This is a genomic window from Streptomyces sp. NPDC001941 (assembly GCF_040296945.1).
Taxonomy (GTDB): Bacteria; Actinomycetota; Actinomycetes; order Streptomycetales; family Streptomycetaceae; genus Streptomyces.
Map to the genome: position 1 here is coordinate 12,152 of NZ_JBEOYE010000044.1, position 23,087 is coordinate 35,238.

At 71.1% G+C, this 23,087-nt stretch carries 24 protein-coding genes; 6 read left to right on the forward strand and 18 right to left on the reverse strand.

Going from position 1 to position 23,087, the window contains the following annotated elements:
- Positions 1-2 precede the first annotated feature (2 nt).
- The 9 genes from ABT160_RS26675 to ABT160_RS26715 form a co-directional block, all read right to left on the reverse strand.
- Positions 3-230 carry a hypothetical protein gene (locus tag ABT160_RS26675; RefSeq protein WP_351650338.1) on the reverse strand — a complete coding sequence of 76 codons (228 nt, stop codon included), beginning with the start codon at positions 228-230 and terminating at the stop codon, positions 3-5.
- Entirely contained in the window at positions 230-1,240 is a 1,011-nt protein-coding gene (locus ABT160_RS26680; RefSeq protein WP_351650339.1) for a major capsid protein, read from the reverse strand. Before ABT160_RS26680 ends, ABT160_RS26675 begins: the two co-directional genes overlap by 1 nt.
- A gap of 18 nt (positions 1,241-1,258) precedes the next feature.
- Positions 1,259-1,957 (reverse strand): hypothetical protein, encoded by a 699-nt coding sequence (locus ABT160_RS26685; protein ID WP_351650340.1) that lies wholly within the window; start codon positions 1,955-1,957, stop codon positions 1,259-1,261.
- Between the two features lie 244 nt (positions 1,958-2,201).
- Positions 2,202-4,457, reverse strand: a complete 2,256-nt coding sequence (locus ABT160_RS26690) for a phage minor capsid protein (protein ID WP_351650341.1) — start codon at positions 4,455-4,457, stop codon at positions 2,202-2,204.
- Between the two features lie 16 nt (positions 4,458-4,473).
- Complete coding sequence (locus ABT160_RS26695; protein ID WP_351650342.1) at positions 4,474-5,955, reverse strand: phage portal protein; 1,482 nt, start codon at positions 5,953-5,955, stop codon at positions 4,474-4,476.
- Positions 5,939-6,376, reverse strand: coding sequence for an HNH endonuclease signature motif containing protein (locus tag ABT160_RS26700; protein ID WP_351650343.1), 438 nt, complete (start codon positions 6,374-6,376; stop codon positions 5,939-5,941). The genes ABT160_RS26695 and ABT160_RS26700 overlap by 17 nt, the downstream gene beginning before the upstream one ends.
- Positions 6,377-6,442: 66 nt before the next feature.
- Positions 6,443-7,678, reverse strand: a complete 1,236-nt coding sequence (locus ABT160_RS26705; protein ID WP_351650344.1) for a PBSX family phage terminase large subunit — start codon at positions 7,676-7,678, stop codon at positions 6,443-6,445.
- Positions 7,675-8,121, reverse strand: a complete 447-nt coding sequence (locus ABT160_RS26710) for a helix-turn-helix domain-containing protein (RefSeq protein ID WP_351650345.1) — start codon at positions 8,119-8,121, stop codon at positions 7,675-7,677. The genes ABT160_RS26705 and ABT160_RS26710 overlap by 4 nt, the downstream gene beginning before the upstream one ends.
- Positions 8,122-8,259: 138 nt before the next feature.
- The gene (locus tag ABT160_RS26715; protein WP_351650346.1) at positions 8,260-9,663 is read right to left on the reverse strand and encodes a hypothetical protein; all 1,404 of its coding nucleotides are present in this window, start codon (positions 9,661-9,663) and stop codon (positions 8,260-8,262) included.
- 131 nt (positions 9,664-9,794) lie between these two features.
- On the opposite strand from ABT160_RS26715, the gene ABT160_RS26720 reads away from it, so the two are divergent.
- A complete protein-coding gene (locus ABT160_RS26720) occupies positions 9,795-10,088 on the forward strand; it encodes a hypothetical protein (RefSeq protein ID WP_351650347.1) in 294 nt (97 codons plus the stop codon).
- A gap of 43 nt (positions 10,089-10,131) precedes the next feature.
- On the opposite strand, the gene ABT160_RS26725 is transcribed toward ABT160_RS26720, so the two are convergent.
- From ABT160_RS26725 to ABT160_RS26750, 6 genes are all read right to left on the reverse strand, one after another.
- Positions 10,132-10,908 (reverse strand): hypothetical protein, encoded by a 777-nt coding sequence (locus tag ABT160_RS26725; RefSeq protein ID WP_351650348.1) that lies wholly within the window; start codon positions 10,906-10,908, stop codon positions 10,132-10,134.
- Positions 10,905-11,246, reverse strand: a complete 342-nt coding sequence (locus tag ABT160_RS26730; protein WP_351650349.1) for a hypothetical protein — start codon at positions 11,244-11,246, stop codon at positions 10,905-10,907. The genes ABT160_RS26725 and ABT160_RS26730 overlap by 4 nt, the downstream gene beginning before the upstream one ends.
- On the reverse strand, positions 11,243-11,428 hold the full coding sequence (locus tag ABT160_RS26735; RefSeq protein ID WP_351650350.1) for a hypothetical protein: 186 nt from the start codon (positions 11,426-11,428) through the stop codon (positions 11,243-11,245). Before ABT160_RS26735 ends, ABT160_RS26730 begins: the two co-directional genes overlap by 4 nt.
- A 238-nt stretch (positions 11,429-11,666) precedes the next feature.
- Entirely contained in the window at positions 11,667-12,485 is an 819-nt protein-coding gene (locus ABT160_RS26740) for a zinc finger domain-containing protein (RefSeq protein ID WP_351650351.1), read from the reverse strand.
- Entirely contained in the window at positions 12,482-12,874 is a 393-nt protein-coding gene (locus ABT160_RS26745) for a hypothetical protein (RefSeq protein ID WP_351650352.1), read from the reverse strand. The genes ABT160_RS26740 and ABT160_RS26745 overlap by 4 nt, the downstream gene beginning before the upstream one ends.
- 579 nt (positions 12,875-13,453) lie before the next feature.
- Complete coding sequence (locus ABT160_RS26750; RefSeq protein ID WP_351650353.1) at positions 13,454-13,741, reverse strand: hypothetical protein; 288 nt, start codon at positions 13,739-13,741, stop codon at positions 13,454-13,456.
- A gap of 195 nt (positions 13,742-13,936) precedes the next feature.
- Here ABT160_RS26750 and ABT160_RS26755 point away from each other — a divergent pair, with 195 nt between their 5' ends.
- Positions 13,937-14,362: a hypothetical protein gene (locus ABT160_RS26755; RefSeq protein ID WP_351650354.1), complete on the forward strand. Its 426-nt coding sequence runs from the start codon at positions 13,937-13,939 to the stop codon at positions 14,360-14,362.
- Positions 14,363-16,041: 1,679 nt separating this feature from the next.
- Here ABT160_RS26755 and ABT160_RS26760 read toward each other — a convergent pair.
- Both ABT160_RS26760 and ABT160_RS26765 read right to left on the reverse strand, forming a co-directional pair.
- Positions 16,042-16,260, reverse strand: coding sequence for a hypothetical protein (locus ABT160_RS26760; protein ID WP_351650355.1), 219 nt, complete (start codon positions 16,258-16,260; stop codon positions 16,042-16,044).
- A gap of 8 nt (positions 16,261-16,268) precedes the next feature.
- Positions 16,269-16,727, reverse strand: coding sequence for a hypothetical protein (locus tag ABT160_RS26765; RefSeq protein ID WP_351650356.1), 459 nt, complete (start codon positions 16,725-16,727; stop codon positions 16,269-16,271).
- Positions 16,728-16,903: 176 nt separating this feature from the next.
- On the opposite strand from ABT160_RS26765, the gene ABT160_RS26770 reads away from it, so the two are divergent.
- The 3 genes from ABT160_RS26770 (at position 16,904) to ABT160_RS26780 (ending at position 19,589) form a co-directional block, all read left to right on the forward strand.
- Positions 16,904-17,440 carry a hypothetical protein gene (locus ABT160_RS26770; RefSeq protein WP_351650357.1) on the forward strand — a complete coding sequence of 179 codons (537 nt, stop codon included), beginning with the start codon at positions 16,904-16,906 and terminating at the stop codon, positions 17,438-17,440.
- Between the two features lie 206 nt (positions 17,441-17,646).
- Positions 17,647-18,156: a SigE family RNA polymerase sigma factor gene (locus ABT160_RS26775; RefSeq protein ID WP_351650358.1), complete on the forward strand. Its 510-nt coding sequence runs from the start codon at positions 17,647-17,649 to the stop codon at positions 18,154-18,156.
- Positions 18,157-18,371: 215 nt separating this feature from the next.
- Positions 18,372-19,589: a hypothetical protein gene (locus tag ABT160_RS26780; protein WP_351650359.1), complete on the forward strand. Its 1,218-nt coding sequence runs from the start codon at positions 18,372-18,374 to the stop codon at positions 19,587-19,589.
- A 26-nt stretch (positions 19,590-19,615) separates the two neighbouring features.
- Here ABT160_RS26780 and ABT160_RS26785 read toward each other — a convergent pair whose 3' ends face one another.
- Entirely contained in the window at positions 19,616-21,370 is a 1,755-nt protein-coding gene (locus tag ABT160_RS26785; RefSeq protein WP_351650360.1) for a bifunctional 3'-5' exonuclease/DNA polymerase, read from the reverse strand.
- 422 nt (positions 21,371-21,792) lie between these two features.
- Here ABT160_RS26785 and ABT160_RS26790 point away from each other — a divergent pair, with 422 nt between their 5' ends.
- Positions 21,793-22,947: a DUF2786 domain-containing protein gene (locus tag ABT160_RS26790; protein ID WP_351650361.1), complete on the forward strand. Its 1,155-nt coding sequence runs from the start codon at positions 21,793-21,795 to the stop codon at positions 22,945-22,947.
- The last annotated feature ends 140 nt before the right edge of the window (positions 22,948-23,087 follow it).

The window sequence follows — 23,087 nt, forward strand, 5'->3', positions numbered from 1 at the left end:
GGTCACCCCCTCGCGCGTCGAGGACCGGAACGGCCCGCCGACTTGGTGTCTGGCGGGCCGTCCGGTTCGGCGTCGTCGTCGAGCAGCTCGACGTCGTACCCGGCACCCTGGCAGTACCCGATGATCGCGACATCGCTCGTCGTGGCCGTGCCGTTGATGAAGTGGAGACCGCCGGGGCCGTCGCCGGTGAAGTCTCCGAGAGGGGCGGTGAGGCGCACGTTCATGGGCATCACGCGCTCTTGATGTTGCGCAGGACCGCCGCGGCGCGGGTGGCCTTGAGGACCGGGGCGAGCGGCCCCATCTCGACCTCGCCGAGCTTGACCGCACCGGCGCTGTTGAAGTCGGGAAGCCACGTCTGTACGAGCGGGACTGACGCGACCGAGGCCCCGTGGAACCCGTCGAGCCCGTACCGGATCGCGTAGAGGTCGCCGAGGCCGGTCACGTTGCCACCGGTCGCGGCGCCGTCCGGATCGCGGGTGACGAGCCCGATCACCGGGGCGTTGCTGCCCGCCTTGCTCTTGAGGTCGATCAAGGGGATTCCGTTGTACGCCGTGATCGGGCGGCCGAACGCGTCCGTGGACTTGTCGATCTGGTCCGTCCACGCCGCCACGGTCTTGAACAGCGCGAGCGTCTTCGCGTTGCCGTAGATCACATCGGGGGTGTCATCCATGCTGGCGAGCCACGCGTCGATGTGCCGCTGCGCGGCGAGCGCGCTCGCCTTGTCGCCGATCGTGGTCCAGTCGAGGTAACCGGACGCGACCCCGTTCGAGAGCGGCAGGTACTCGGTGTCGGTCCCGGTGAGGATCTTCGACAGACCGTCGAACCCGTTCGTCTCGGTGGCCTTGTCACCGTTGATCACGGCGTCGGCGAACTTCGCGCGCGACGCCTTGATCTTCTGCGACATGTTCAGCGCGACCGCCCCGGAGGCGGCCGGACCGATGCGAGAGATCACACGGTCGATCCGGAAGCTACCGCCGAGCGGCGAGAGGTCGACCGTGTACCGCTGCGAGGTGACCTCGGCCGGGGTGTACTCGGTGTTCAGGGCTCGGAACTCGGCGTTCGCCTGCGTGATCAGACGCCGGTATCCGTAGGTCAGGGTGTCGCCGCCACCGGTGGGGTTCACGGTGTCGTCGAATGTGAGGCGGTCGAGGATGTCCGAGGACTTGCGGAACTCGTCGATGACGTTCAGGTCGACGTCGTCGACCGCGTTGTTCCGGGCCTCGGCGAGAGAGGTAGGCAAAGGTTTCTCCTGGGAAGGTCAGCCGCTGCTCAGGCGGGCGGCGACGGCGTCGTGCAGGGTGGTCGCGCGGCGCTCGCCGGCGGGCGGGCCGTTGAACTCCCCACCCCCGCGTGGCGGCCCGCTCGGGGCAGCGCGGTACAGGTCGGGGTCGGCGTCCACGGCCGCTTTGATCGCGGCGGTGAGCTTGTCTCCGAACTTCGCGTCGAGCGGGTCGAGGTCGGCGACCGAGGCGAGGAACGAGCGGGAGTTCAGCAGGCGGTCGCCTCGCGCGCCCTGGTCGGCGGCGACTCGCGCGACGGCGAGTTCGACGCGTGCGGACCGCAGCTCGGTCGCGTGCTCGGACAGCAGCCGGTCGCGCTCGGCGACGGCGGCGGCCAGGGCGGCGGGGTCCTGCTCGGTCGCGCCGCCGGGGTTGAGCGCCTTGGTCACGGCATCGAGGGCGACGCGTAGTTCGTCGCGCTCGGCCGCGGCCTGCTCGGCGCGGGTGGTCGCTTCGGCGAGCTGCTGCTCGGCGGCGGGATCGGCGGCCGGCGGAGCGGCCGGGTTCGGTGCGGGGGCGGGGTCGCCGGTAGGCGCGGGCGGCGCGGCGGGGTCGCCGCCCTCGCCCGAGCCGCCCCGGATGGGCCAGATCGGACGGCCGTCCTGGCGGCGGCCGAGGGCGCGGTCGCCGGTACGCGGATGGACCGGCAGGGAGTCATCGAGGGTGTGCTCGGTCATGAGTGCTCGGCCCTCCGGGGGCGTGGTGCGAACATGGGAATGGGCCGCCCGAGGGCGGCCCTGCGTGGTGGTGTGGGTTACGCCTTGGCCTGCTCGGCGGTGGCGTATCCACGGACCCAAGCGGCGGTCAGGCGGGGGTCGTTGAAGCGGGGGCAGACTGTCGGCGGGTGACCGGCACGCGCGGCGGCGAGCCCGTCCCGGCGGGCGCGTATCGCGTCCTCGCGGAATCCCAAGCGATCACCCCCTAGAACTTGCGGCGTTGGTTCTCGCGGGCGTTGCGGGCGGTCTCGCCCGCGCCGTTGCGGACGCCGGTCACCTGCTCGGTGAACTCGGCGAGGGTGAGGCGCGGCGAGGTGTCTTCCCAAAACCTGATCAGGTCCTCGCTCGCCCGTGCGTACGCGACGTGGGAGGGGCCCGAGAACAGGCTGCGCGGGTCGACGCCGGCGGACTCGGCGCGGCGGTTCAGCATGTGGCCTCGGGTCGCGTCCTCGGCGGCGAGCCACTGAACGTAGATGTGCTCGTCGTACATCTCGCGTATCTCGGCGCGGCTGTACGCCTCGCGCGCCGATCGCGCTTCGAGCTCGCGCTCGTACACCCATCGCTCGGTGGCGGACATGTGCTCGGTGCCGTCCGGGCCGCGCTCGACGTCGGAGCCGTACGGCCCCCACTCGTCGGGATCGGCGGGCGGTGGATCGTCGAGGCGGACCGGATGCATCGCTTCGTCGAGGGCGTCCCGCGCGGCGAGAGTGTCGGTGACCGTGGCCCCTGCCGGTGGCGGAGGTGGTACGGGTGGGTGCCGCCGGTCGATCTCCGCGGCGATCCGGGCCGAGTCCTCCGGGCTCGCGTAGCGGATGCCCCACACGAGCAGCTCGTCGTCGAGCCCCGACATGTCGGCGGTGAGCCGACCGCCGGGGAACAGCTCGTCGAGGGCGCGGCGGCGGTGCACCTCGGCGCCGATCGCCGGCCGGTCCTCGGGGACGTTGCGCGCGCGGGCGGCGAGGTCCCGCTCGGACATGCCGAGGAGATCGCGCCGGATCTCGGGCATGGCGGCGTCGAGGTCGCGCCGGTCCGCCTCGGCCATGACGCGCAGCATCTGCTCGTCGTCGAGGTGGGTCGCGATCCGGGCGAGCTCGTCGTCGCTGAACGGGGTAAGACTGTCGACCATGCGCCCGCCGGGGCGGATGCGGTCGAGCAGGTCTTGCTCGTCGCGGCGGTCGCCCTCGGCTCGGATGCGGTCGAGGTCTCGGCCGTCGAGCACTCCGGGCCGGATCGCTGCGCCGAGCTCGGCGTCGGTCATCTCGGGCAGGGTGCGGTCGTCGCCCGCCCGTACGCGCGCGGCCTCGACCGCATCGCGCTGCGGGACCGGCGCGGTCGAGGGGAGGTTGCTCGCCCCGGGCTGCTCGCGCTCGCGCCGGCGGATGAGCTCGGGGTGCGCGGCCAGGTGCTCGCGCATCTTGCCTTGGTAGGCGCGCACGCGTGCCTCGGCCGCGCGCTTGCCCTCGGGTGTGAGGGCCGAGGCGCTGCGGTTCTTCCACTTCCTGATGGCGCGCTCGATCGCCCGCTGACGTTGGGATGCGGCGTATCCGTCGGGGTCCTCGGAGTGCTCGACCGGGGCACGGGTCACCCCGGGCAGGTAGGCGCTCGTCGAGTGACGACAGTTGGGGTGTTGCAGTCCGTGCCGCCGGGCGTCGTCCAGCGATCCGGCGACGTCCACCCGCACGGTGCGGTCGTCGTCGGTCGCGTGCTCCATCTCCACGGTTCGGGCGCCGCCCGGTCCGTCGAGGCTCAACACCTTGCCCTCGAACGGGGCGCAGAGCGGGCACTCGTGCGGAGCGTTAGAGACGATCACCAACGAGATACCGGCGGCGCGCAGCTTGTCGCCGTGCGCCTCGACCGCAGCGCGACCGACGGCCGTCCGCACGGCCATCTCGGCGTAAGAGGTCATCTGCCACGACCGGCCGCGGCGGTCGACAAAGCTGCGCAGCCCCCGGTCGGCGAACCGTGCCATCGCCGATTGGGTGGCCTGCCGGCGGGTGTCGACCCCGAGGAGCGGCGTCGCCGCCGACTCGGCGATCACCTGTCGGTATCCGTCCTCGACACCGCGCAGAATCCCGCGATGCGTCTCGGTGACGAGCTCGATCGTCTCGGCTGCGAGCCGGTCAACGGCTCGGGCGCCCGGGGTGCTCTCGGCGATCCGGCGCGCATCGGCGTCGGACAGCGCGCCGAGCTCGGCGAGCCCAGCGCGGGCGCCGACGTCGTACGCCTCGGTCACGGCCGAGAAGACCTCAAGCTGCATGGCCGAGCCGAGAGCATCGACGACGCCCTGCGCCGCACGGCGTAGCGGTTGGATGTCGCGCAGCTTGGCGACCGCCCACCCCGGGGCCTCGAACCCGCCGTCGAGTTGCCGGGCGACGAGCGCGAGCAGCCGCTGCTCGGCGTCCCCGTAGAGATCGCGGACGGCGGCCGAGAGATCCTCGGCCATGGCGGGTTGAATCGGCATGACACCCCCGCCCGAGCTACAGCAGCGCCCCGGATTGCATGGGATCGGGGACGGCGGCGCCGCTCTCCAAGAGGATGCGGTCGGTCTCTTCCTTCACGGCGACCAAGTCCCACTCGGGATGCAGCATCCGAACCTTGGTCAACACCGAAACGGCTTGCGCCTGTTGGAGCAGGGACAGTGTCTGTGCGAGCGAGGAAGCGTCCTCGCTGATCGAGTCCCCGAACGCCACCGTCGGCCGCTCGGGCACGATGCGAGAGGCGAAGAACTGCCGGTCGAGCAGCAGCATCACGAGCAGCATGTCGACGACCGGCGGCGACCAGTAACGCACCTTCTTTCCGCGCGTGGTCATGGACCGACGCTCGCGCGCCTTGACCTCGGTCGCAGTGACCGCGCCGCTCTGGTCACCGAGGCCGAACGTCGCCACCGAATAGCCGGCGCTCTGTACGGCCTGTCGCGTGATCGCCGTCGAGGTCCGCTCGTGCTCGTCGACCCTGATCGCGAACTGCGAGAGGGTGATCTGATTCGCGCCCGCCTCGGTCGGCGGGATGTTCAAGAGCTGCCAGATTTCGCGATCTTCGTCGAACGACGATCCCTGTCCGGGGCCGTGATCGCGCAGGTATCCATCGGGCACGAGCAGCCGCGCGCGGGCGAGCCGCAGGTCGCGAATCCATGACGTCCATGTCGTGTCGAGTGAGTCGAACAAGTCGTAGACCGGTGCGGCGTAGTCCGAGCGTCCGAACACCGAGCCGCGGTTCTTCCGGTTGGGCCGGATGTTGGGGCAGTAGGCGGCGGTGAGCTGCTCGATCCCCGTCTCGATCGCGTCGCCCTCGGGGCCGAGGGAAGCGGCCAGGTCGGCGACCTCGACGTGCTCGGTAAGCGGAACCCGTACGCCGAGGTTGTCCGCCGACCCCTGATAGAGACCGTGCAGGATGCGCCCCGACTCGTGCCGTTCGAGGTGTCGCCACACGGTGGCCGAGGTCGAGGCAAGCTCACGCCAGAACGTCACGGCGGCGAGGTGCCCCCACCGGAATTCCGGCACGGCGGCGTCGGGGTGGACGCTGGTTAGCAGCGGCCGATCGGCAAGGGACCGATCCCATGTGACGCGCAGGTACACCGAGCCGAGAGCGGCGGCGACCTCGGCCGCTTCGAGAAGCGTGTTCGCGATGCCGTCGGACTCGGCGAGTTCATCGAGGCGGCCCTGCGTGGCAGTGTCCGTCACGGTGAGCTCGGGCGGTTCGCTGAATAGCAGGTCGGCCGAGGCGCCGGCGATGTCGCCGGGCAGGGGGATGTGCAGCCGCTGCTCACGGATGCCGGGCCGCTGCTGTCGGTCGCGTCCCCACAGACGGCGACGGCCGTCGCGGCGAATGGGGGCGTCGCGGTAGACGGCGGTCAGCTTGTCGTGATCACCGGAGTACCAAGCGTCGTCGACCTTGATCTCGGCGTAGTGGCGTGCGAGGTTCTGCGGCGGCCAAACGGCGCCGCTATCGGGCAGGGGCACAGTGCACCCCCCGCCGTCGTCGTGTCCGTGCGCGCGCCGCCGAGCAGCGGCGGCAGTGCCGTGTGCCGTTCGGGGCGATGTAGGTCGTCGCCGGGTCGAACGCGTGCCCTCGGGCGCAATGCGTCTGTCGGGCACGGCGTGCCGCCGGGCTCACACCGCGCAGGATGTTGGTTCGGTGGGAGACCACTTCGAGGTGGTCGGGGTTCACGCAGTGCCGCCGGCGGCACAGGTGGTCGATCACCAGTCCCTCGGGGATCGCCCCGCGCGTGAGGGTGTAGGCCACCCGGTGCGCGTACTGCGGGCGGCCCTCGACCTTGAACTGCCCGTATCCGTTGGGCTTGACGTGTCCGTTCCAGTCCCAGCAGCCGAGAGGGCCGTCGACGATCTTCGCGAGGAACCGGTCGGTCAGCGCAGGGGGCACGCGATCACCCCCTCGGCGTTCGGGCCCGGGGCGCGGCGAGGCGACCCGGGCGGGTCGGGGGGAGGGTCAGGCGGCGGTCGTCAGCAGGCCGCGCCACTCGTGCGCGGTGCTGTGCACGACGTACCGCAGCGCATCGACCGAGTGATCGTTCAGCTTCACCGGCCGGTCTTCACCACGGGCCGCCGCTTCGTCCGACCACACGTATTCGGGGAGCTCGGCGAGCAGCCCCTCGCATGACTCGTGGATGAACAGCAGGCCGGCGTCGAGCGCGGTCGCCACACTGCGGATTCCGTCGAGCACGTCGTTCTTTGCTCGGGTCACGCCGGGGTGTCCGTCCGCCCACAACTGCGTGGAGAAGCTCGACGCCGAGGGGTCGACGAACGTCCACTCGGCCTCGACGTCCTGCTCGGCGAGCCACGCGCGAACCGCCTTGCTGTACTGCGCGTCGGTCAACTGTCGATGCTTCGCGCGGGAGTCGTGACGCCACTCGCTCGTGACGTACAGGCGCCCGTCGTCGCCGAGCCCTAGCAGCAATGCCGCGAACGGGTTCACGGTGCCGTAGTCCACCCCGGTCCAGTACCGGCGCATCGGAGGAAGCTCGGTCACGACGTGGCGCTGCTCGTCGTACATGTCGAACACCGAGCCCTCGGCGATCACCCATGCGCCGTCGATCATCCGACGCCGCCACAGGCCCGAGTATTCGGCGGCCAGGGCGGCGACGTACGCCGGGCTCAAGCTCGGGTTGTCGGCGAGCCGGAAGTGCCACGACGCGAGGTCGAGCTCGGCCTGCCGGTCCAGATAGTTGACCTTGAGCCAGTGTCTCGGCGAGTCGGGGTTCGTCGTCCCGAGCAGTCGCGCCCCGGGCACGGACAGTCGGGCGAGCAACTGAACAAAGAAGCCCTCGGGGAGCAGGGTCACCTCGTCGCAGTAGGCGAGCGAGGCGGTCAGTCCGCGCAGCCTGCCCTCGGCCCGAGCGTCGCTCGCGCCCACAAGGTGCACAACGCGACCGAGGATGACCGCCGTCGTCGCCCCGCGCGTGTGGCGCACCTCCGCCGCGGCGGGCCCGAACAGGGCCGGGTCCGCCAAGGGTTCGAGGCAGTTCCGTTCGATCGTCTGGAGACTGCGCCCCACGATCAGGATCAGTCCGGACGCCGGCGCGCGGCGCACGGCGAGCAGGAAGGCCAGCAACGACGCGATCGTCTTCCCCGAGCGCACGCTGCCGTGCCACAGGGAGATACGGGCGGTGGCCTCGCGGATCGAGCGAACTTGCTTGTCGGACAGGGGCGGCGGCGAGGCGCTCACCCCCCGTCGGCGTCGTCTCCCGTAGGCCCGAGCAGGGCGTCGGCGAGGCGGTCGAGCATCGAGCCCCCGGTGCTCCCGGTGCCTGTCTGGCGGGCGAGCTCGGCGACCTTGGCGTGTACCTCGGTCAGCGCGCGGGCGGCCGTCGCGTAGTCGCGTGCGTCGCGCGCCGAGTCGGCCTCGCCGACCCGCTCAACCTGATTCAGGGCACCGTCGAGGGCGGTGTCGGCGAGCTGCTCGCGTCGTGCGGCGGCGTCGGCGCGACGAGCCTCGGTGGCGGCGGCGACACGTGCCCCGCCGCTGAACGCGAGGCCGAGGTCGGCGGCGATCTTCGAGACGGTGGCGGCACTGCGCCCGGTCGTCCGGGCGATGGCGTTGCGGGACTTGCCCTCGGAGTGCAGGCGGCGGACCGCCTCGCGGTCGGCGTCCGTGATCGGGTCGGCCACGGGGTCACCTCCCGGACGTGCGAACGCCCCGCCACCGGGGGGATGGTGGCGGGGCGTGAGAGCGGGGGTTGTTTCCGGGCACGCCGGAGGCGCTCCCGACTCTAGGTCACGAATGCATAACGGCGCAACCCTGATCGCTCACTCGACACGTGCGCTCTGTGCGACCGCCTCGGCTTGCTCGGCGGCGTCGCACTCGTCGCACTCGTCGATCTGCTGCGCGTTGTCGCGGTGGTCGGGGCAAAGCAGGTCCCACATGTGCGCCGGGTCGGTGGGGTCGGCGTCGTCGTCCTCGGCGTTCCACTCGGCGGCGCGATTCGCGGCCTGCACGGCGCAGTCGTACGCCTCGATACAGCCCTCGTTGTTGAACACGCCGGCTTCCTGGTTGGGCTGCTTGCGGTCGCACGCCTTGATCGGGTCGCCGGAGACGTCCGGGCGGACGGCGATCCGGTGCAGGCACTCGGGCGCGGCCGGCTCGACGACGGCCGGTGCCGCGGCGGGCGTGAGGGTGCTTGCCGGGTGCCGGAGCCACGTCCACGGGTCGACCAGGAAACCCGAGGCGGCCGGGGCCTGCTCCTCGACGACGGCCGGCTCGACCGCGGCGGGCGCGGCGTCCTCGGTCGGGCGGTGGGCGAACACGCACTGCGAGGAACGCAGCAGCTTCTCGACGGTCCAGCCTGCGCGCTCCATCGTCCACGCGAGGCAGTCAAGGCTCGCCCCGTACCCCTTGTCGTCGCGGCGGACGATGCGGCCCTCTTCGAGCCAGTACAGGGCGACGCGGCCCTGCCCCCGCGGGTCGACTAGGTACCCGCGCACGGTGCGCTCGGTCTCGGTCGGCTCGGTCACGTCGTGGTGATCGGTCATGGTCGCCGCGGCAAGGCGGGTGAGGGGGACGCGCGCGGCGGCGACGTCGGGGTGTGAGGCGTTGCTCGGGGTGCTGCCCTCGGCGGTGCCGGCGTGCTCGACGACGACGCCCTCGACGACGACCTGCTCGACCACGGCGTCAACTTCGGCGCCGAACTGCGCCACGTCGGCGGTGAACTGGTCGACCGCGGTGCGAATCTCGGCGATGTCGGCGAGCAGGCTGTCGGCCTCGACGTGCTGCTGCGCGACAGTGGCGGCGAGGGCGTCGAGCCGCGCGGCGCGGTCGGCGAACAAGGCGCCCTGCTCGGTGTCGCGCTCGATGGGGAACAGTGCGTCATCGTCCTGTGAGCCGATCCACTCGCCGCGCCACGTTCCGTCAGTCGCGGCCTGCTCGGCGTCGGCCTGCTCGATGGTGTCGACGAGGTCGACAACCGCGGCGGCGAGGGGGGATGCAGCGGCGAGCCGGCGGGCCTCGGCGCGCTTCTCGGCGGCGCGGTGGCAGGGCGCGCACAGTTCGTGTCCCTTGCCGAACTGCTCGGCGGCGTCGGAGACGTCGAGGTACTCCGTGATGGCACGGCCACACAGGCTGTCGTCGTTACCGGGCGAGTAGTGCACGCGCTTGCCCTTACCGATCACCGCGTACGTGACGCCGGCCTGCTTGGTGAACGTCTGCTGCTCCATGGCGGGTGCTCCCTCTCGGTGCCTTGATCACCGGAGGGTGTCCGGTGACGCACTCCATTTATAGGGGGTCTAGAAGAGATATTTCAAGGGGGTCTATAAAAGAATCTTGATTGAACCCGTACGCTGCTCCCATGAACACGACCGACGACGCCGAGCGGCAGCGGGCCGAGCTGCGCGCCCGCATGGCTGAGCACCTCGACGCCGCTCTCGCCCTGCTCGACGGCATCGCCGATCCCGTCGAGCGCGAGTTCACGGCGCGGCTACTCGCTGACGACCTGCTGCCCCATGCGGTGAAGCGGGTCAAGGCAGTGCGGACCGGTGCGGCCGTCGAGTTGCGGACGGATCGAGGGTTGAAGCTGCGCGAGGTCGCCGAGCTGTACGGGCTCACGACCGGGCGCGTCGATCAGATCGCGAAAGGCAAGTAGCGCGCGGCCCGGGGGAGTCTCGGGCCGCGCGCTGTCCCGTGGCCTACGCCGCGGCGGCGATGTCCACCCCGAGCGCTGCGATCAGCTCGGGCAAGTCGTCCCACTCCCACACCCGCGCCCGTTCCCCGCTGTCGAGGGGGACGGGCGCGGCGCATGTCCGCCCGCCCGAGCAGGTCACGCTCGGCGGCCCGTCGGGGGCGCTGTGCAGGGTGAGGTCGCCCGCACACCACGGGCACGGCTCGGGCAGGGGAGTGTCGCGCCGGTCGAGGCCGAGAGCGCGCAGCACGCGAGCCTCGGCGATCCGTGCGGTACGCCTCGCTTCGTGCAGCAGATAGAGCGGCAGCACCTCGAACGGCGGCGCGGCGAGCGCCCCGTCGGGCTCGCGCTCGGGCGCGGTGTCCTCGTCGAGCACACGGCCCTCGACCCACACGCACGCCCAATGCAGCCCGTGCCGCCTGCTGCCCGCCGCGCGGTGGCTGTCGGGTGCGCTCGGCTCGGCGGCCAACCATGCGCGGGGGTCGCCCGCCTCGGTGCGTTGCGTCGCCGCGGCGAGGGTGTCGGCGAGATCGAAGATCAGCCGCTCGACCGCCCGCCCGGTGTCGAGGGCGGCGAGGTTGAGGGGCGCGGGGTGCTCGCGCAGCACGAGCGGCGCCCGGTCCTCGACGAGCTGCTCGTCGTCCTCGCGCATGGTGTGTGCGAGCTGCCTCGGCGGCCAGTGGTCCGCCGGCGGTGTCTCGATCGCGAGCAGCAGGTCACCCCACCGGCCCCGGATCGTCCGCAGTGCGCGCGCGGTCTCGTACACAGCCTGTGCGTAAGTCATCGCTTCCCCTCCCCGGCGGCTCGCCGCATGGCCTCGGCCTCGGCGGCGTACTGGTCGCGCTCGGCCTCGATCTCTTGCATGGCCTGCTCGGCGGCGTCGATCCGGTGGCGCAGCTTGAGCGCCGCCGTCTGCTGTCCGCCCGCCGACCGGCGGAACGTCTCGCACTCGGCGATCTCGGCCTCGGCCAGGTCGCGGAGTTGGTTCGCATCCCCCGGGGTGAGAGCGCCTCGGTCGGCGCGGGCGAGCAGCACTCGCAGCGCCGTGCGCCGCTGCTCTCGGATGCCCTCTCGGGCGAGGGTCCGGCCGCGCCGGGACCGGGTACGGGTGTTGTCGTTCACGGGGTCTCTCCGTTCTCGGCTCGGCGCGTCGTCGAGCAGGCGGTGCAGGTGGTCGAGCAGGTGTGGCGGCCGAGGCGGCGCAGTTCACGGTCGAGGCGGTCGTCGATCCGGACCGAGTAGGCCAGGGAGGCGCCGAGCGCGAGGGCGAGCACGACGGCGAGGGCGAGCAGGGCCGGGCTCATGGGGTTCTCTCTTCGTTCGTTCGGGCACGGCCGAGCAGCCGGGCGAGGGAGCGCCGAGCGCGCGGGGTCTCCCGCGCGCGAGGCGCGACCGGTCGCGCGGGGAACGTGTCGGTCATGTGCCATCCATCGATGGCGAGGCGGTCGGCGAGGGCGGCAACGACGACGGTCGCGCGGTGCGGTGGTACGCCGAGCTCGTCGGTCAGGTGGGCGGTGATCACTGCCCGTGCGGCGGCGGGAATCATCGGGCCTCGCCTCCGCCGCTGGTGTGGCGGGCGCGGGCATCTCGTCGAGGTGCCGGCGGTTGGCACATGATCCGGGCGAGCCTCGCCTGCTCGGCGTCGGCCTGCTCGTCGCCGAACTCGGCGATCAGCGCGTCGACACGCGAGGGGTGAACGCCCGAGAGGGGTCGGCGCCCCTTGCCCCGGTTGCGGAAGGACGATCGGCATTGCTCGTCGACGGCGGCAAGGCAGTAAGGGCACTTGACGCCGAGCGGGTCCGGGACGCCCTCGGCGACGAGCTGCTCGCGATGGGCCCGAGCCTTCCGGAACGGGCGCAGCTCGGCGGCGACGTGCGCGGGCATGTACCGGCGCCGCCCGTCACCGACACCCGACATGAGAGCAGCGAGACGTTTCTGCCCCGCCGGGTTGATCTCGGCGCGGTACTGCGCGGGTGCAGCGTGGCCGAGGGCAACAGCGGTTCGGGTTCCGAGCAGCTCGTCGCGCCATGCGGCGACGTTGTCGGGGTCCACGTTGGGCACCGGGTCGGTGTGGCGGTTCATGAGCTCGGCCCGGAGCGGCCCCCATGCGGCGAGCAGGTCGTGCGGCTCGATCGGCCGGTACTGCGAGCTGCGGTTGCCTCCCTGCTGCTCGTAGTACCGGCGGGTGGCGCGGGCGGCGTCCCACCCGACTTCCGACATGGCGGCCGGGACGTCGGCGACGGCGGCGGTCCACTCCGCGATGGTGCGGGCGGACTGCTGCGGGTCGGCGAGGGCGCGGCGCACCCGGGAGTCGAGCGTTCCGGCGAACGCCAACAGGGCGGCGATCTGCTGCTCGTTCATGGGGTGCCCTCCTTCTGTGCATTGAGCAGGGCGAGACCAGCGGCCAAGTTGTCGGCGTAGCCGGCGGTCGTCGCCTGCTGTCGAGGCGTTGAGCTCGTCGGGCGGTCGAGGTCGGACCAGACCTTGAGCCAGTAGCGGGCCGCTTTCGGGGCCTCGCCCGGGACGGTGCGGCGGGCGGCGAGGCCGACCAGGGCCTCGACGCCGTGCCGCTGCATCAACCGGTTGACGTCGCGCTGCTCCCCGAGGCCGAGCGACCACCGGACGGTGATCGAGGCCGCGGCGAGGGCGTCGTCGAGCGGGCGCAGTTCGGGAATCAGAGCGGCCGAGCTTCCGCGCGGCTGCTGCTCTTGTGGTGGTGAGTAAGTAGGTACGTTCTGGGGGCTGCTCACCGGCCCCCCGGGGGCCGACCCTCGGCCCTCCCCCGGACCGGTGTCCGGTCCCCCCGGGGCCGGTCCTCGGCCCTCCCCGGGGCTGCTCACCGGCCCCCCGGGGGCCGACTCCCGCCCCGGGCCGAAATCCGGTCCGGGCCGATTCTCGGCCCCCTGCTCGTCGAGGAGCGGGAGACGATAGACGGTCTCGCCCCCGGGACCGGTCCGGCCAACGACGATGGCGAGCTCACCGGACGCGAGCAGGGAGTCGACCCCGTTCCGGACGGTGGAGCGGGCGGCGCACGTTCGCTGAATGAGTGCGGCCGTACCGGCGTAGGCGACACCGTCAGCGCCGGCGCGGTCAGCTATCGCGAGCAGGACCAGACGAGCGGCGCCTCGGGCGCGGGACCGGGTCCATACCCAATCCGTCGCGGCGAGGCTCAACGGAACGTCTCCTTACGGGATTTGGATCACCGGGCGGTTCGGGGCGTCCGGCAAGGGCGGCGGGTGTGTGGAGCGGGCAGCGGTTGCCGACGACGTATCGGCGCGTACCGATCGCGTGGCAGTAGGTACCGGCGGCGCCGTCCCAGAATTCGCAGATCAAGCCGCGGGCTCGGTGCCGATGTACCGGGCGTAAACCCGGTGCTCGACGCGACCCTGCTCGACGACAGATCGGGCGACCGCCTCGAACTCGCCGCCGGGGTACGCGGCCAGTCGGCCACTTCGGATGGCCTGAGCGGCAGACGACGCTCGGGCGATCGAGGCGAGCCGCTGCACGATCGCCCACTCGCCCCGATGCTCGGCGAGCTCCATCGCGATCAACGCGTGCTTGGTGTTCCGGCTGCGCGGCGGCGGGCCAGCAAAGACAACACTCACAAGATCCCCCATGTGTTCCTGAGCACGAACAGCAGCAGGCAGGACCTACCCCGTACAGGGTGTTTGTCCGTTGCTGTTCTCGAACAAGAACAAACGTAAGCGTGATCGATTCGGCACGTCAACGCAGTTCAGGGGTGTGCAATCCGGGGCGATGGCTGCTTATATAAGATCGTTCGCGTTCTGCGACAAGAACGGAGATGAGAACCCGTGTCCCCCATAGGCGGCGAGAGCTCGACGCCCTTCACCGACATGGTTCGCGAGGTGCTCGCCGTCAGTGGCGCGACCCTGCGGAACGTGGCCGAGCGAGCGGTCGACCCCGAGACGGGTAAGCGGCTCCAGTGGACCACCCTCGCCAAGATCAAGAACGGCGAGAGCTATCGGCACGACCGATGGATCGTCGGCGCCATCGCTGCGGCGACTGGCCTACCGCTGGTCGACGTCAAGCGCGCGGCGGCGGCCGAGTGGGTCGGGCTCACCGCCGACGACATCCTCGGCCTGTCGACTCCCGAGGTCTCGGTCGTCGTGGCCTACAAGCCCGGAACTCGGCCGGACGAACTGACGTTGGTCAAAGAGGCGCTCAGGAAACTTGATCTTGAAGACGCAACGATCAAGGTGCTGGGTGAACCTAACTGAGGGTTGTAAGCGCGTGACCTGCGGCGATATGAGCGCTAATGTGGACTGGGCCTTGACTCGGGCATATGTTCGAATCAGGCTCTCGCCCATGCCACGAGGGGGGCATCTTGTACCGCGTCCGCCGTACCCGACTCGACGACAAAGCACCCGCAGCAGGTCGCGCCACTGCTGATAAGCGCGACATCCTGCTCGACGACAGACACATCACCGACACCGGGGCCATCGCTCTTGAGGCGGTCCTGAACGCCCTGCCCCCCACCGCCGGCGTTCAGGAGCGAGCTCCAAAGTGTCCATCGTCGAGCCCCGAGCGGGGCACGGTGTAGCAGCGCAGAAGGGGCCGCCCGACGCGAGTCGGGCGGCCCCTTCTGTGTGTCAGGGGTTCGGTGTAGCGTGAGCGTTCGAGGTCATCGTTTGTGCAGGTCAGACCCCGTTTCCTGCGTGCCCAATGCGTGCCCAATGCGTGCCCGAACTGCTGTGAACCGGTTGGCACGGGTTGACACGAGAAGCGCCGCCGCAGGGCGTTGACCTGCGGTTTCCACCATGCGGCGGCACTCGATGGACCTATTCGTCAGGACCCATCTCGGGCTCGTAATGCGTAGGTCTCGGGTTCGAATCCCGAAGGCGGCTCAGAGAGAGCCCAGGTCAGATAGACACTGACCTGGGCTTTTTTCATGCCCTGGCCGTGCGGAGGCGGGGCGCCCGGGCTCGTCGGGCGGCTCGGACTTGGGCGGAGACGCTGGGGTAGGGCCGCGAAAGCAATCGCCCCGAGGTGTAACGAGCCTCGATCCGGACGCAAGGATCGCGGACATGTGGATGACCCTGCGCATGACCCTGATAGGCGCCTTCAACCTGCTGGACAACCAGCGTCAGCAGGGCTGAAGGCAGCCCCGGCCGTAGCACCGGGGGACCGGTTTCCCCGCCGCAGGCTCGAGCGCCGACGGATGCCGCGCTCCCTCTATTGGGCCATGGCGATCAAGGGATGACGGGGCGTAGGGTCGCAGGCGAGATGACTGAGCGTGTTTCGGAAGCGCACGCCAGTAACCGAGTTGCTTCCGATGAATCGGCGGGGGTCCCTGGGCGGGCCTCTCAGTCAGAGGTTCTTCGCTGATCATCAGCTCAACCGGCGCCGGAGACGGCGCCACGCCCGGTTCGACCACCGTGGGAATGGTGGTCGGCCGAGGCGTTCCCGAGGCCGATCACCTGAGATGAAGGGATCGGCTCATGAGGGCCTCTCCGCAGGCGGTAGCTGTCTTGCTGCTACTCGTGGCGTTCTTCGGTTCACTGTGTCTCGGCGGCGTGGCAGGCGCCCTCTCATATGCCGAGAAGCACAACGTGCCAGGCGCACTCCTCTATGGAGGAGGCGCGTTCGTTCTGTTCATGTCGCTGGCCGTCACCGTGCTCGCGGCGTGCGGGCTGCTCACTCCGCTTGGCGCTACCGACATGAGCGGCTCCCGGAGCGGACGATGAGCGGTTGGAGGCCCAGGGAGCCGTGTCACGGTGCCGGAGCCGACCACATGACCTCTTGGGCGGGCGCCGCACGAGCGAAGCCGATGCGGCATCCGACGCGTAGGTGTCAGGTTTGAGTCCCGAAGGCAGCTCAGAGGGGGCCCAGAATCAGATATCACCGGCCTGGGCTCTTCTCGTGCTCTACAGCTCTACAGCTCTACAGCTCTACAGCTCTAGGGGGCAGGCTTCTGTTTCTTGGTCAGGTGGGACTGGTGTGCCCAGCGGCACAGGGTGCCGACGGCCAGTGACATGAGGATCGATCCGGTGTCGATGACGTGGGGCAGGCCCGGGAAGAAGGCGATGAAGATCAGCGTCGCGGCCGCACCGCCTGCGAAGGCGGCGATGCCGGAGTGGCGGAAGCGGGCTTGTGCGGTGGGGTCCTCGGGGGGCAAGGGAGCGCTCACTTCGTGATGTGGTGGCACTGGCTGACCCGTCGTACACCGTTGACGTGCAGATGCGCGCACGCCTTGCCGTAGTGGGGGAGGCGCTGCGGTGAGTTGTTGCGCATGGGATCGATCTTGCACGCGGCGTGCGTGCTGCCGCGCGACCTGCGGTAGACGTGGTTGTCCATGTCCGCGTAGGTGAAGTCGATGCGCCAGTTGCAGAATCCGCTGCTGAGCGCGCCGACGAAGCCGCAGTCGACGCCGGCGTTCTGGTAGGTGATGCGCCGTCCGCCGCCGCGTACGAGGTGGGTGAACACGCACCCAGTCGGGATCCGCACTGTCGCACCGCCGACTTGGTAGTCGAACGTCGTCACCGGGGTCGAGCCGATCGCTGTGGCGTGGGCCGGCGTGAGGGGTAAGAGGGCGAGGGCCGCGGCTGTGGTGAGCACTGTGGCGAGTCTTGTGGTCTTGGTCATCGGACTCTCTCTGGAGGCAGGTGTGTCCGGTGAACTGTGCGGTGACGTGCGGGGTTTCGGGGTGGTGGGGGTGCCAGTCGCTTGGGTGATCCACCTTCGTGTGACGTGACCCGGGGCTATACGGGGCGGACTTCGGCGTTTATTCGATGTTGAGGTGCGGCGGGCAGGGTGGGGGCATGGGACTGTTCCAGAGCTTCTCTTCCGCGACCGCCGCCGCTGGTGGTGCGACCGCCACCGCCACCCTCAAGCCCGTCGAGCAGGTGCTCGCGCAGCGGGCCATACATGACGACGCGATGCGGCTCAGCGTGCTGCTGACCTCGTTGTCCGTGGGCGGGGGGCCGGTGGGGGAGCGGCGGTCGCTGGCGCTCGCCGGGTACGTGCAGGCGTACTTCCGGTCCGTGCGCGGGTTCGGGGTGAGCGTGTCGGGGATGGCCCGGTGCGAGGACCTGGCGGTGCGGTACGGGTTCGACCCGGCCGGCACCGTGCGCGAACTGGCCGCCGCCATGCGGGCGGTGTGCGAGCCGCTGGGGGATGCGGCCGGGTTCGCGGAGAGCGGGGGGTGGGAGCTGGAGCCGTGGACGGTCGCCTGGCTGGCGCGGCGTGCCGGGGAGGCGGAGCGGGAGCGGCTCGGGGCGCGGGTGGACCGGACGCAGTGCGAGGCGTACGTGCGGCAGGAGGCCCTGGTGTTCGGGGGCGGCGCCGGGCGCGGGTGAGGCCGCGGCGGGCTGGTTTATCGGGTCCGGCCACGGCGGCCCACTCCCCCGAGTGCGGCGTTGCGCGCCGAGCGCCGGCGGACCGGACCCGATGACCTGATCCAATCAGGTCCCATCAACATCTCGCCAACAGGTGTGAAACATCCCCACCGGTTCATCGCGTCAAGAAAGTGAGACGGCGAAATCGGGTCGGGGGAGGCTCATCGATGAAGCGGTCGCGCGCAGAGGAGTTCTTGGAGTTCGCTTCGGGGCGTACGGGTCATCTGTACCGTTCCGCGTGTCTACTGACCAGCGGCGATACACATTCCGCCGAGGATCTGGTGCAGGAGACGCTCGGGCGGATGTATGCGGTGTGGGGACGCGTCGCGAGGCTGGACAATCCAGCGGCGTACGCCCAGACCGTGCTCGTACGCACCTTCCTCAGCCAGAGACGCAGACGGTCGGCAACCGAGCGTCCCCTGGGGGACGTGCCGGACATCGCCGCGGACGTGAGAGGGGACCCCGCGCTGCGGGTCGCCCTGCTCGACGCCCTTGCCGAACTACCGCCCAAGGACCGGGCCGTGGTCGTCCTGCGCTATTGGGAGGACCGCAGTATCGAGGAGACCGCCGAGGTCATGCGCGTCAGCTCCGCTGCCGTGCGCACCCGGTCGGTGCGTGCCCTCGCCCGGCTACGGGAGCGGTTGGGGGGCAGCGTCGTTGCGTTCGTGGGGTGTTGAGCCCGTGCGGGCCACCGAGGTGGTGGCGCTCGCGTGGCCTTCCGAGTGCGTGGAGCTCACTGCTTTTGCGGGGTCCGCCGAGTGCGTGGAGCCCAGCGCGTTTGCGGAGCCCGTGGGGCTTGCTGCGTCTACGGATCCCGTGGGGCTTGCCGAGTCCGCTGTGCCCGTACTGGCCGTCGATGGCAATCATGAGAGTGCAGAGAGGGTGGGGTTCCGTGTCGTTCGAAGAGCAGCTTGGTGACGCGCTGAGGCGCAGTGGTGAGGAGTTCGCGCCCGGTGACCGGCGGGCCCTGGTGGAAGGCGGGCTCGTCCGGGGCCGGCGGCGGGAGGCGCGTCGGCGGGCCGGTGCCGTGAGTGGCAGCGTGCTCGCGCTCGCCCTGATAGGCGGAGGCGCCGCCTTCGCCGGCGGGCTGGTGGGTGGTGAGCAGCCGCTCGCCGCCTCTCCGGCGGCCAGCGGGCAGGCGGCCGTCGCGTCCAAGGACCTGCGGGCCGGTGACATCGCACAGGTGATGAAGCGGCACACGCCCAAGGGGAAGTGGACCTTCTCCGGTCTGAACGAGAAGGCGCAGAGCGCCCTCGGGGTGTACGACGACGGGAAGGGGAAGGCTGCCGTCTCCGTCGGGCTCTACCGGGCGTCGGACACCGGTGAGGGCGGCCTCGACCAGGTGACCTGCCCGTCCTGGGACGACGTCCCCTATGACGACTGCCGCAGCCGGGCGCTGCCCGACGGCTCCCGGCTGATGGTGTTCAAGGGGTACGTCTACCCGGACAAGCGGGAGGAGACCAAGGACTGGCGCGCCGTGCTCCTCACCCGGGACGGCTTGCTCGTCGACGTGAACGAGTACAACGCGCCCGCCGAGAAGGGCGAGCCGGTCAGTCGGCTCAACCCGCCCTTCACGGACGTGCAGTTGGAGGCACTCGCCCGGACTCCCGACTGGCGTCCGCTGCTGAAGAAGCTGCCCACGGTGACGGACGGCAGCGCGGCCGCGCAGGACAAGAGCGCGGCGACCGCCGGGAAGGGTGTGCAGGACGTACTGCGGTCCCTGCTGCCGACGGCACTGAAGGTGAACAAGGCCGGCGGCGAGGGCGAGTACGGGTACCTGGTCGTCAACGACGGCAAGGGCGGCAGCTTGGTCGAGGTCAACGTCCAGCCGGACATGCGGGGCGCTGAGGGTGACCTCTTCCCGCCGGGGACCTACACGAAGCTGTCCGACGGCACCAAGGTGCGCGTCCTGAAGCGGCCCGGTGAGAAGGGCGGCAAGGGCGTGGTGTGGTGGACGGTCGACACCATGCGGCCCAACGGCTTCCGGGTGGTCCTCTCCGCCTTCAACGCCGTCAAGCAGGACGGCACCGCGACCCGGAGCGAGCCCGCTCTGAGCATCGAGCAGATGAGGGGCATAGCCACCAGCCCCGACTGGCGCAAGGTCAAGTAGGGGCACTCGGGACCGTGGTGGGGCGCCTACTTGGCGTCCGAGTAGCGCTCCACCGCGGCCGTGGTGAACGGGAACCTCACCGGGGTCTCTCCAAAGGCGATCCGCCCGGCCAGGTCCCCGGCGTCGCGGATCGCCGCCGTCACCGCCTCCGCCTCCTCCGCGGGGCAGTGCACCATCACCTCGTCGTGCTGGAAGAACACCAGCTCCGCCCGCATTCCGGCGGTACGGATCGACTGGCGCAGGGCCGCCAGCATCAGCAGGGCCCAGTCGGCGGCGCTGCCCTGGACGACGAAGTTGCGGGTGAAGCGGCCCCGGGCACGGGAGTTGGACGAGGCGTAACCGGGGGTGAAGCCGTACTCCTCGGAGCCGGAGCCGGAGTTGTGACCGGAAGCGGAGCCGTCGTTGGAGAAGGTGGCGGTCGGGTCGGGGGACTCCTGGGGGATGCCTGCCTCGTCGTCCTCCGTGGAGCCGGCGGCGCGGGGGCTGGTGCGGCCCAGCCAGGTCCGTACGAGACGGCCCTCTTCGCCAGCCTTCGCGGCGTCGTCGACATAGGCGACCGCCCGGGGGAATCGGCGGCGCAGGTCGGCCAGGTTCTTCAGGCCGTCGCCGCTGGTCTGGCCGTAGATCGCGCCGAGCAGGGCCAGCTTGGCCTGGTCGCGGTCGCCGGAGAAGGCCCGGGCCGACAGGCGGGTGTACAGGTCGTCGGGGTGGCCCGCGACCTCCATCAGGCCGGGGTCGCGGGAGATGGCGGCGAGGACGCGCGGCTCCATCTGGTCGGCGTCCGCGACGACCAGTCGCCAGCCCGGGTCGGCGACGACGGCGCGGCGGATGACCTTGGGGATCTGCAGGGCCCCGCCGCCGTTGGTGGTCCAGCGGCCGGTGACGGTGCCGCCAGGGGTGAACTCCGGGCGGAAGCGCCCGTCGCGCACCCAGTCCTGGAGCCAGCTCCAGCCGTGGGCGGTCCAGATCCGGTACAGCTTCTTGTACGCGATGAGAGGCTCGACCGCCGGGTGGTCCAGCTCCGCCAGCTCCCAGCGGCGGGTGGAGCGGATCCTGATCCCGGCCTGGGCGAAGGCCTTGATCACGTCGGCGGGCAGATCGGGGCGGACGCGGCGGCCGAAGGCGGTGGAGATCTGGTCGGCGAGTTCGGCGAGGCGGCGGGGCTCCCCGCCTCCGGCGTACCGCTCGCCGAGCAACTCGTGCAGGACCTCGCGGTGGACGTCGGCGCGCCAGGGGATGCCGGACCGGTTCATCTCGGCGGCCACCAGCATCCCCGCCGACTCGGCCGCGGTGAGCAGGCGCATCCGTCCCGGGTGCTCGGCGTCGTCGTGTCGCCGCTGCTGGTCGGCGTACACCTCCAGGAGGCCCTGCACGGGGACGGCGCTGGGGGCCGGTTCGAAGAGGGAGTCCTGGGCGCCGCGTTCGGCGGTGCGCGGGGGCGGGTCGGGCGGTACGGGGAGGTTGCGCAGACGGGCCCAGGCGGCGGTGGCGGAGCGGGGTTCGCCGAGGCGGCCCTCGTGGCCGAGGAGGAGGAGTTCGGCGGTCTCGATGTCGTAGCACCGCTCGACGGGGACCCCGGCGGAGAGGAGGCGGGGGTAGACGGCGGGGTCGGTGGTGGAGCGCCAGACCCAGCGGGTCACCTCGGGCCGTGACCGTACGGCCTCGACGAGGTCGGGCTCGGTCAGCACCGGACCGGCGGGGGTTCCGTCGTCCGCGAGGGGGACCAGGTGGGCGCCCCTGCCACCGTCCTCGGTGCTGGTCAGGAGCCATTTCTGGGGCATAGGGGGGAGTGTGACAGGGGGGTCTGACATTGGCGGTGAGGCGGGAGGGGGCAGAGGGATGAGAGGGGAGGGGGAAGAGGGGAGAGGGGAGGAGTGCGGATCTGGTGCCCGAATCTTGTCCACAGGCTGTGGATGAGTGAGGGGCTGGCAGCACCGAGGGGCGTGCCGGTCGGTCGGCGTGTGCCGGGCGAGGGCGCGACAAAGCTACCGGTGGGGGAGGGCGGCGGACGGGTGGCCCGGCCGGTGTGAGGGGGTGGGTGTGCCTTCGATTCGTGTATCCGTCCGTTGCTTGCGACCATCCTGGGAGCAATGACCACTGATCAGCGACAGCCGTTGATCAGCGACAGCCACTGATCAACGGCGACCGCTGATCAACGACGACGATCAGCCGACGACCGCCAACCATCGATCACTGAGGCCCCATGTCCGCCGACTCCGTCACCGCCCGAGCCCTTGCCGCCGCCCTGCACGTCGACGGTGACGGTGGTCTCGACACGGGGGCCTCCCTGCTCGCCGCCGATCCCGGGTCCGATGGTGAACTCGCGCTGCGCGTGGACGAGTTCGTGCGTAGGGCCTGGGAGCGCGGGTGGCAGCCCGCCGATGTCGTGCGGCTGGTCCGGCGCGACCTCGACGAGCACCATGTGCTGCTCGTGGCCGCGGCGATCGTCCGGCAGACCGGCACGTACAAGGTGCTGCCGCCTCGCTGGGTCGGGCAGCTCGACGCGTTGCCCCGGGAGGTGTACGCGGCGGACCGGTTCTCGTACGCCACTGCCGTCCTCGAACTCCTCCGGCTGCTCGCCCGGCTTCCCGCCCTCGAACCCGTCGGGCCGGTGCCGGGTGCGCCTCTCACCGCCGCCCCCGTGCACGGCGAGCCGCGCATGCTCAGTCGGATCCGGGCCCTGCTCGCCAAGGCGGAGGCGACCAACTATCCGGAGGAAGCCGAGGCGTTGACGGCCAAGGCGCAGGAGTTGATGGCCCGGCACTCCGTCGACGAGGCGCTGCTCGCGGCGCGTACCCACCACCCGGACGCGCCCGCGGCCGTGCGGATCGGTGTGGACGCTCCGTACGAGACGACCAAGGCGATCCTGCTCGATGCCGTCGCCTCGGCGAACCACTGCCGCGCGGTGTGGAACGAGGGCCTCGGCTTCTCCACCGTCGTCGGCTTCGAGCCGGACCTGGAGGTGGTCGAGCTGCTCTACACCTCGCTGCTCGTCCAGGGCACCGCGGCGATGACCAGGGCGGAGGCGGGTGCGCGGAAGGGTGGGCGCAAGCGGACCAAGACGTTCCGGCAGTCCTTCCTGATGGCGTACGCGTCCCGGATCGGCGACCGGCTCGCCGCCGCCGCGCGCGAGGCCACTCCGGACGACGCCGACCTGTTGCCGGTGCTGGCCTCCCGGGACGTGGCGGTCAGCGGGCGTACGGAGCAGATGTTCCCGCACACCACGAGCACCCGGGTGCGCGGCGTCAGCGACCTGGCCGGCTGGCAGGACGGTACGGCGGCGGCCGAGGGCGCCCGCATCGGAGGGGGTGCCGGGGGCGCGGGGAAGGGCCGGGGGAGCCTGCCGCCGACTTCCTGAGGTCGGCTGATTCCGGGCGGGGAGGGTGAGGTGCGTGGGCGGAGCTGGGTGGGGGTGCGCGTACGGGGCCGGGCCCCCACGGTCACCCCCACCCAGCTCCGCCCCCGCTCGCCCCTTTCCGTCCCGTACGCCCTCTAAGC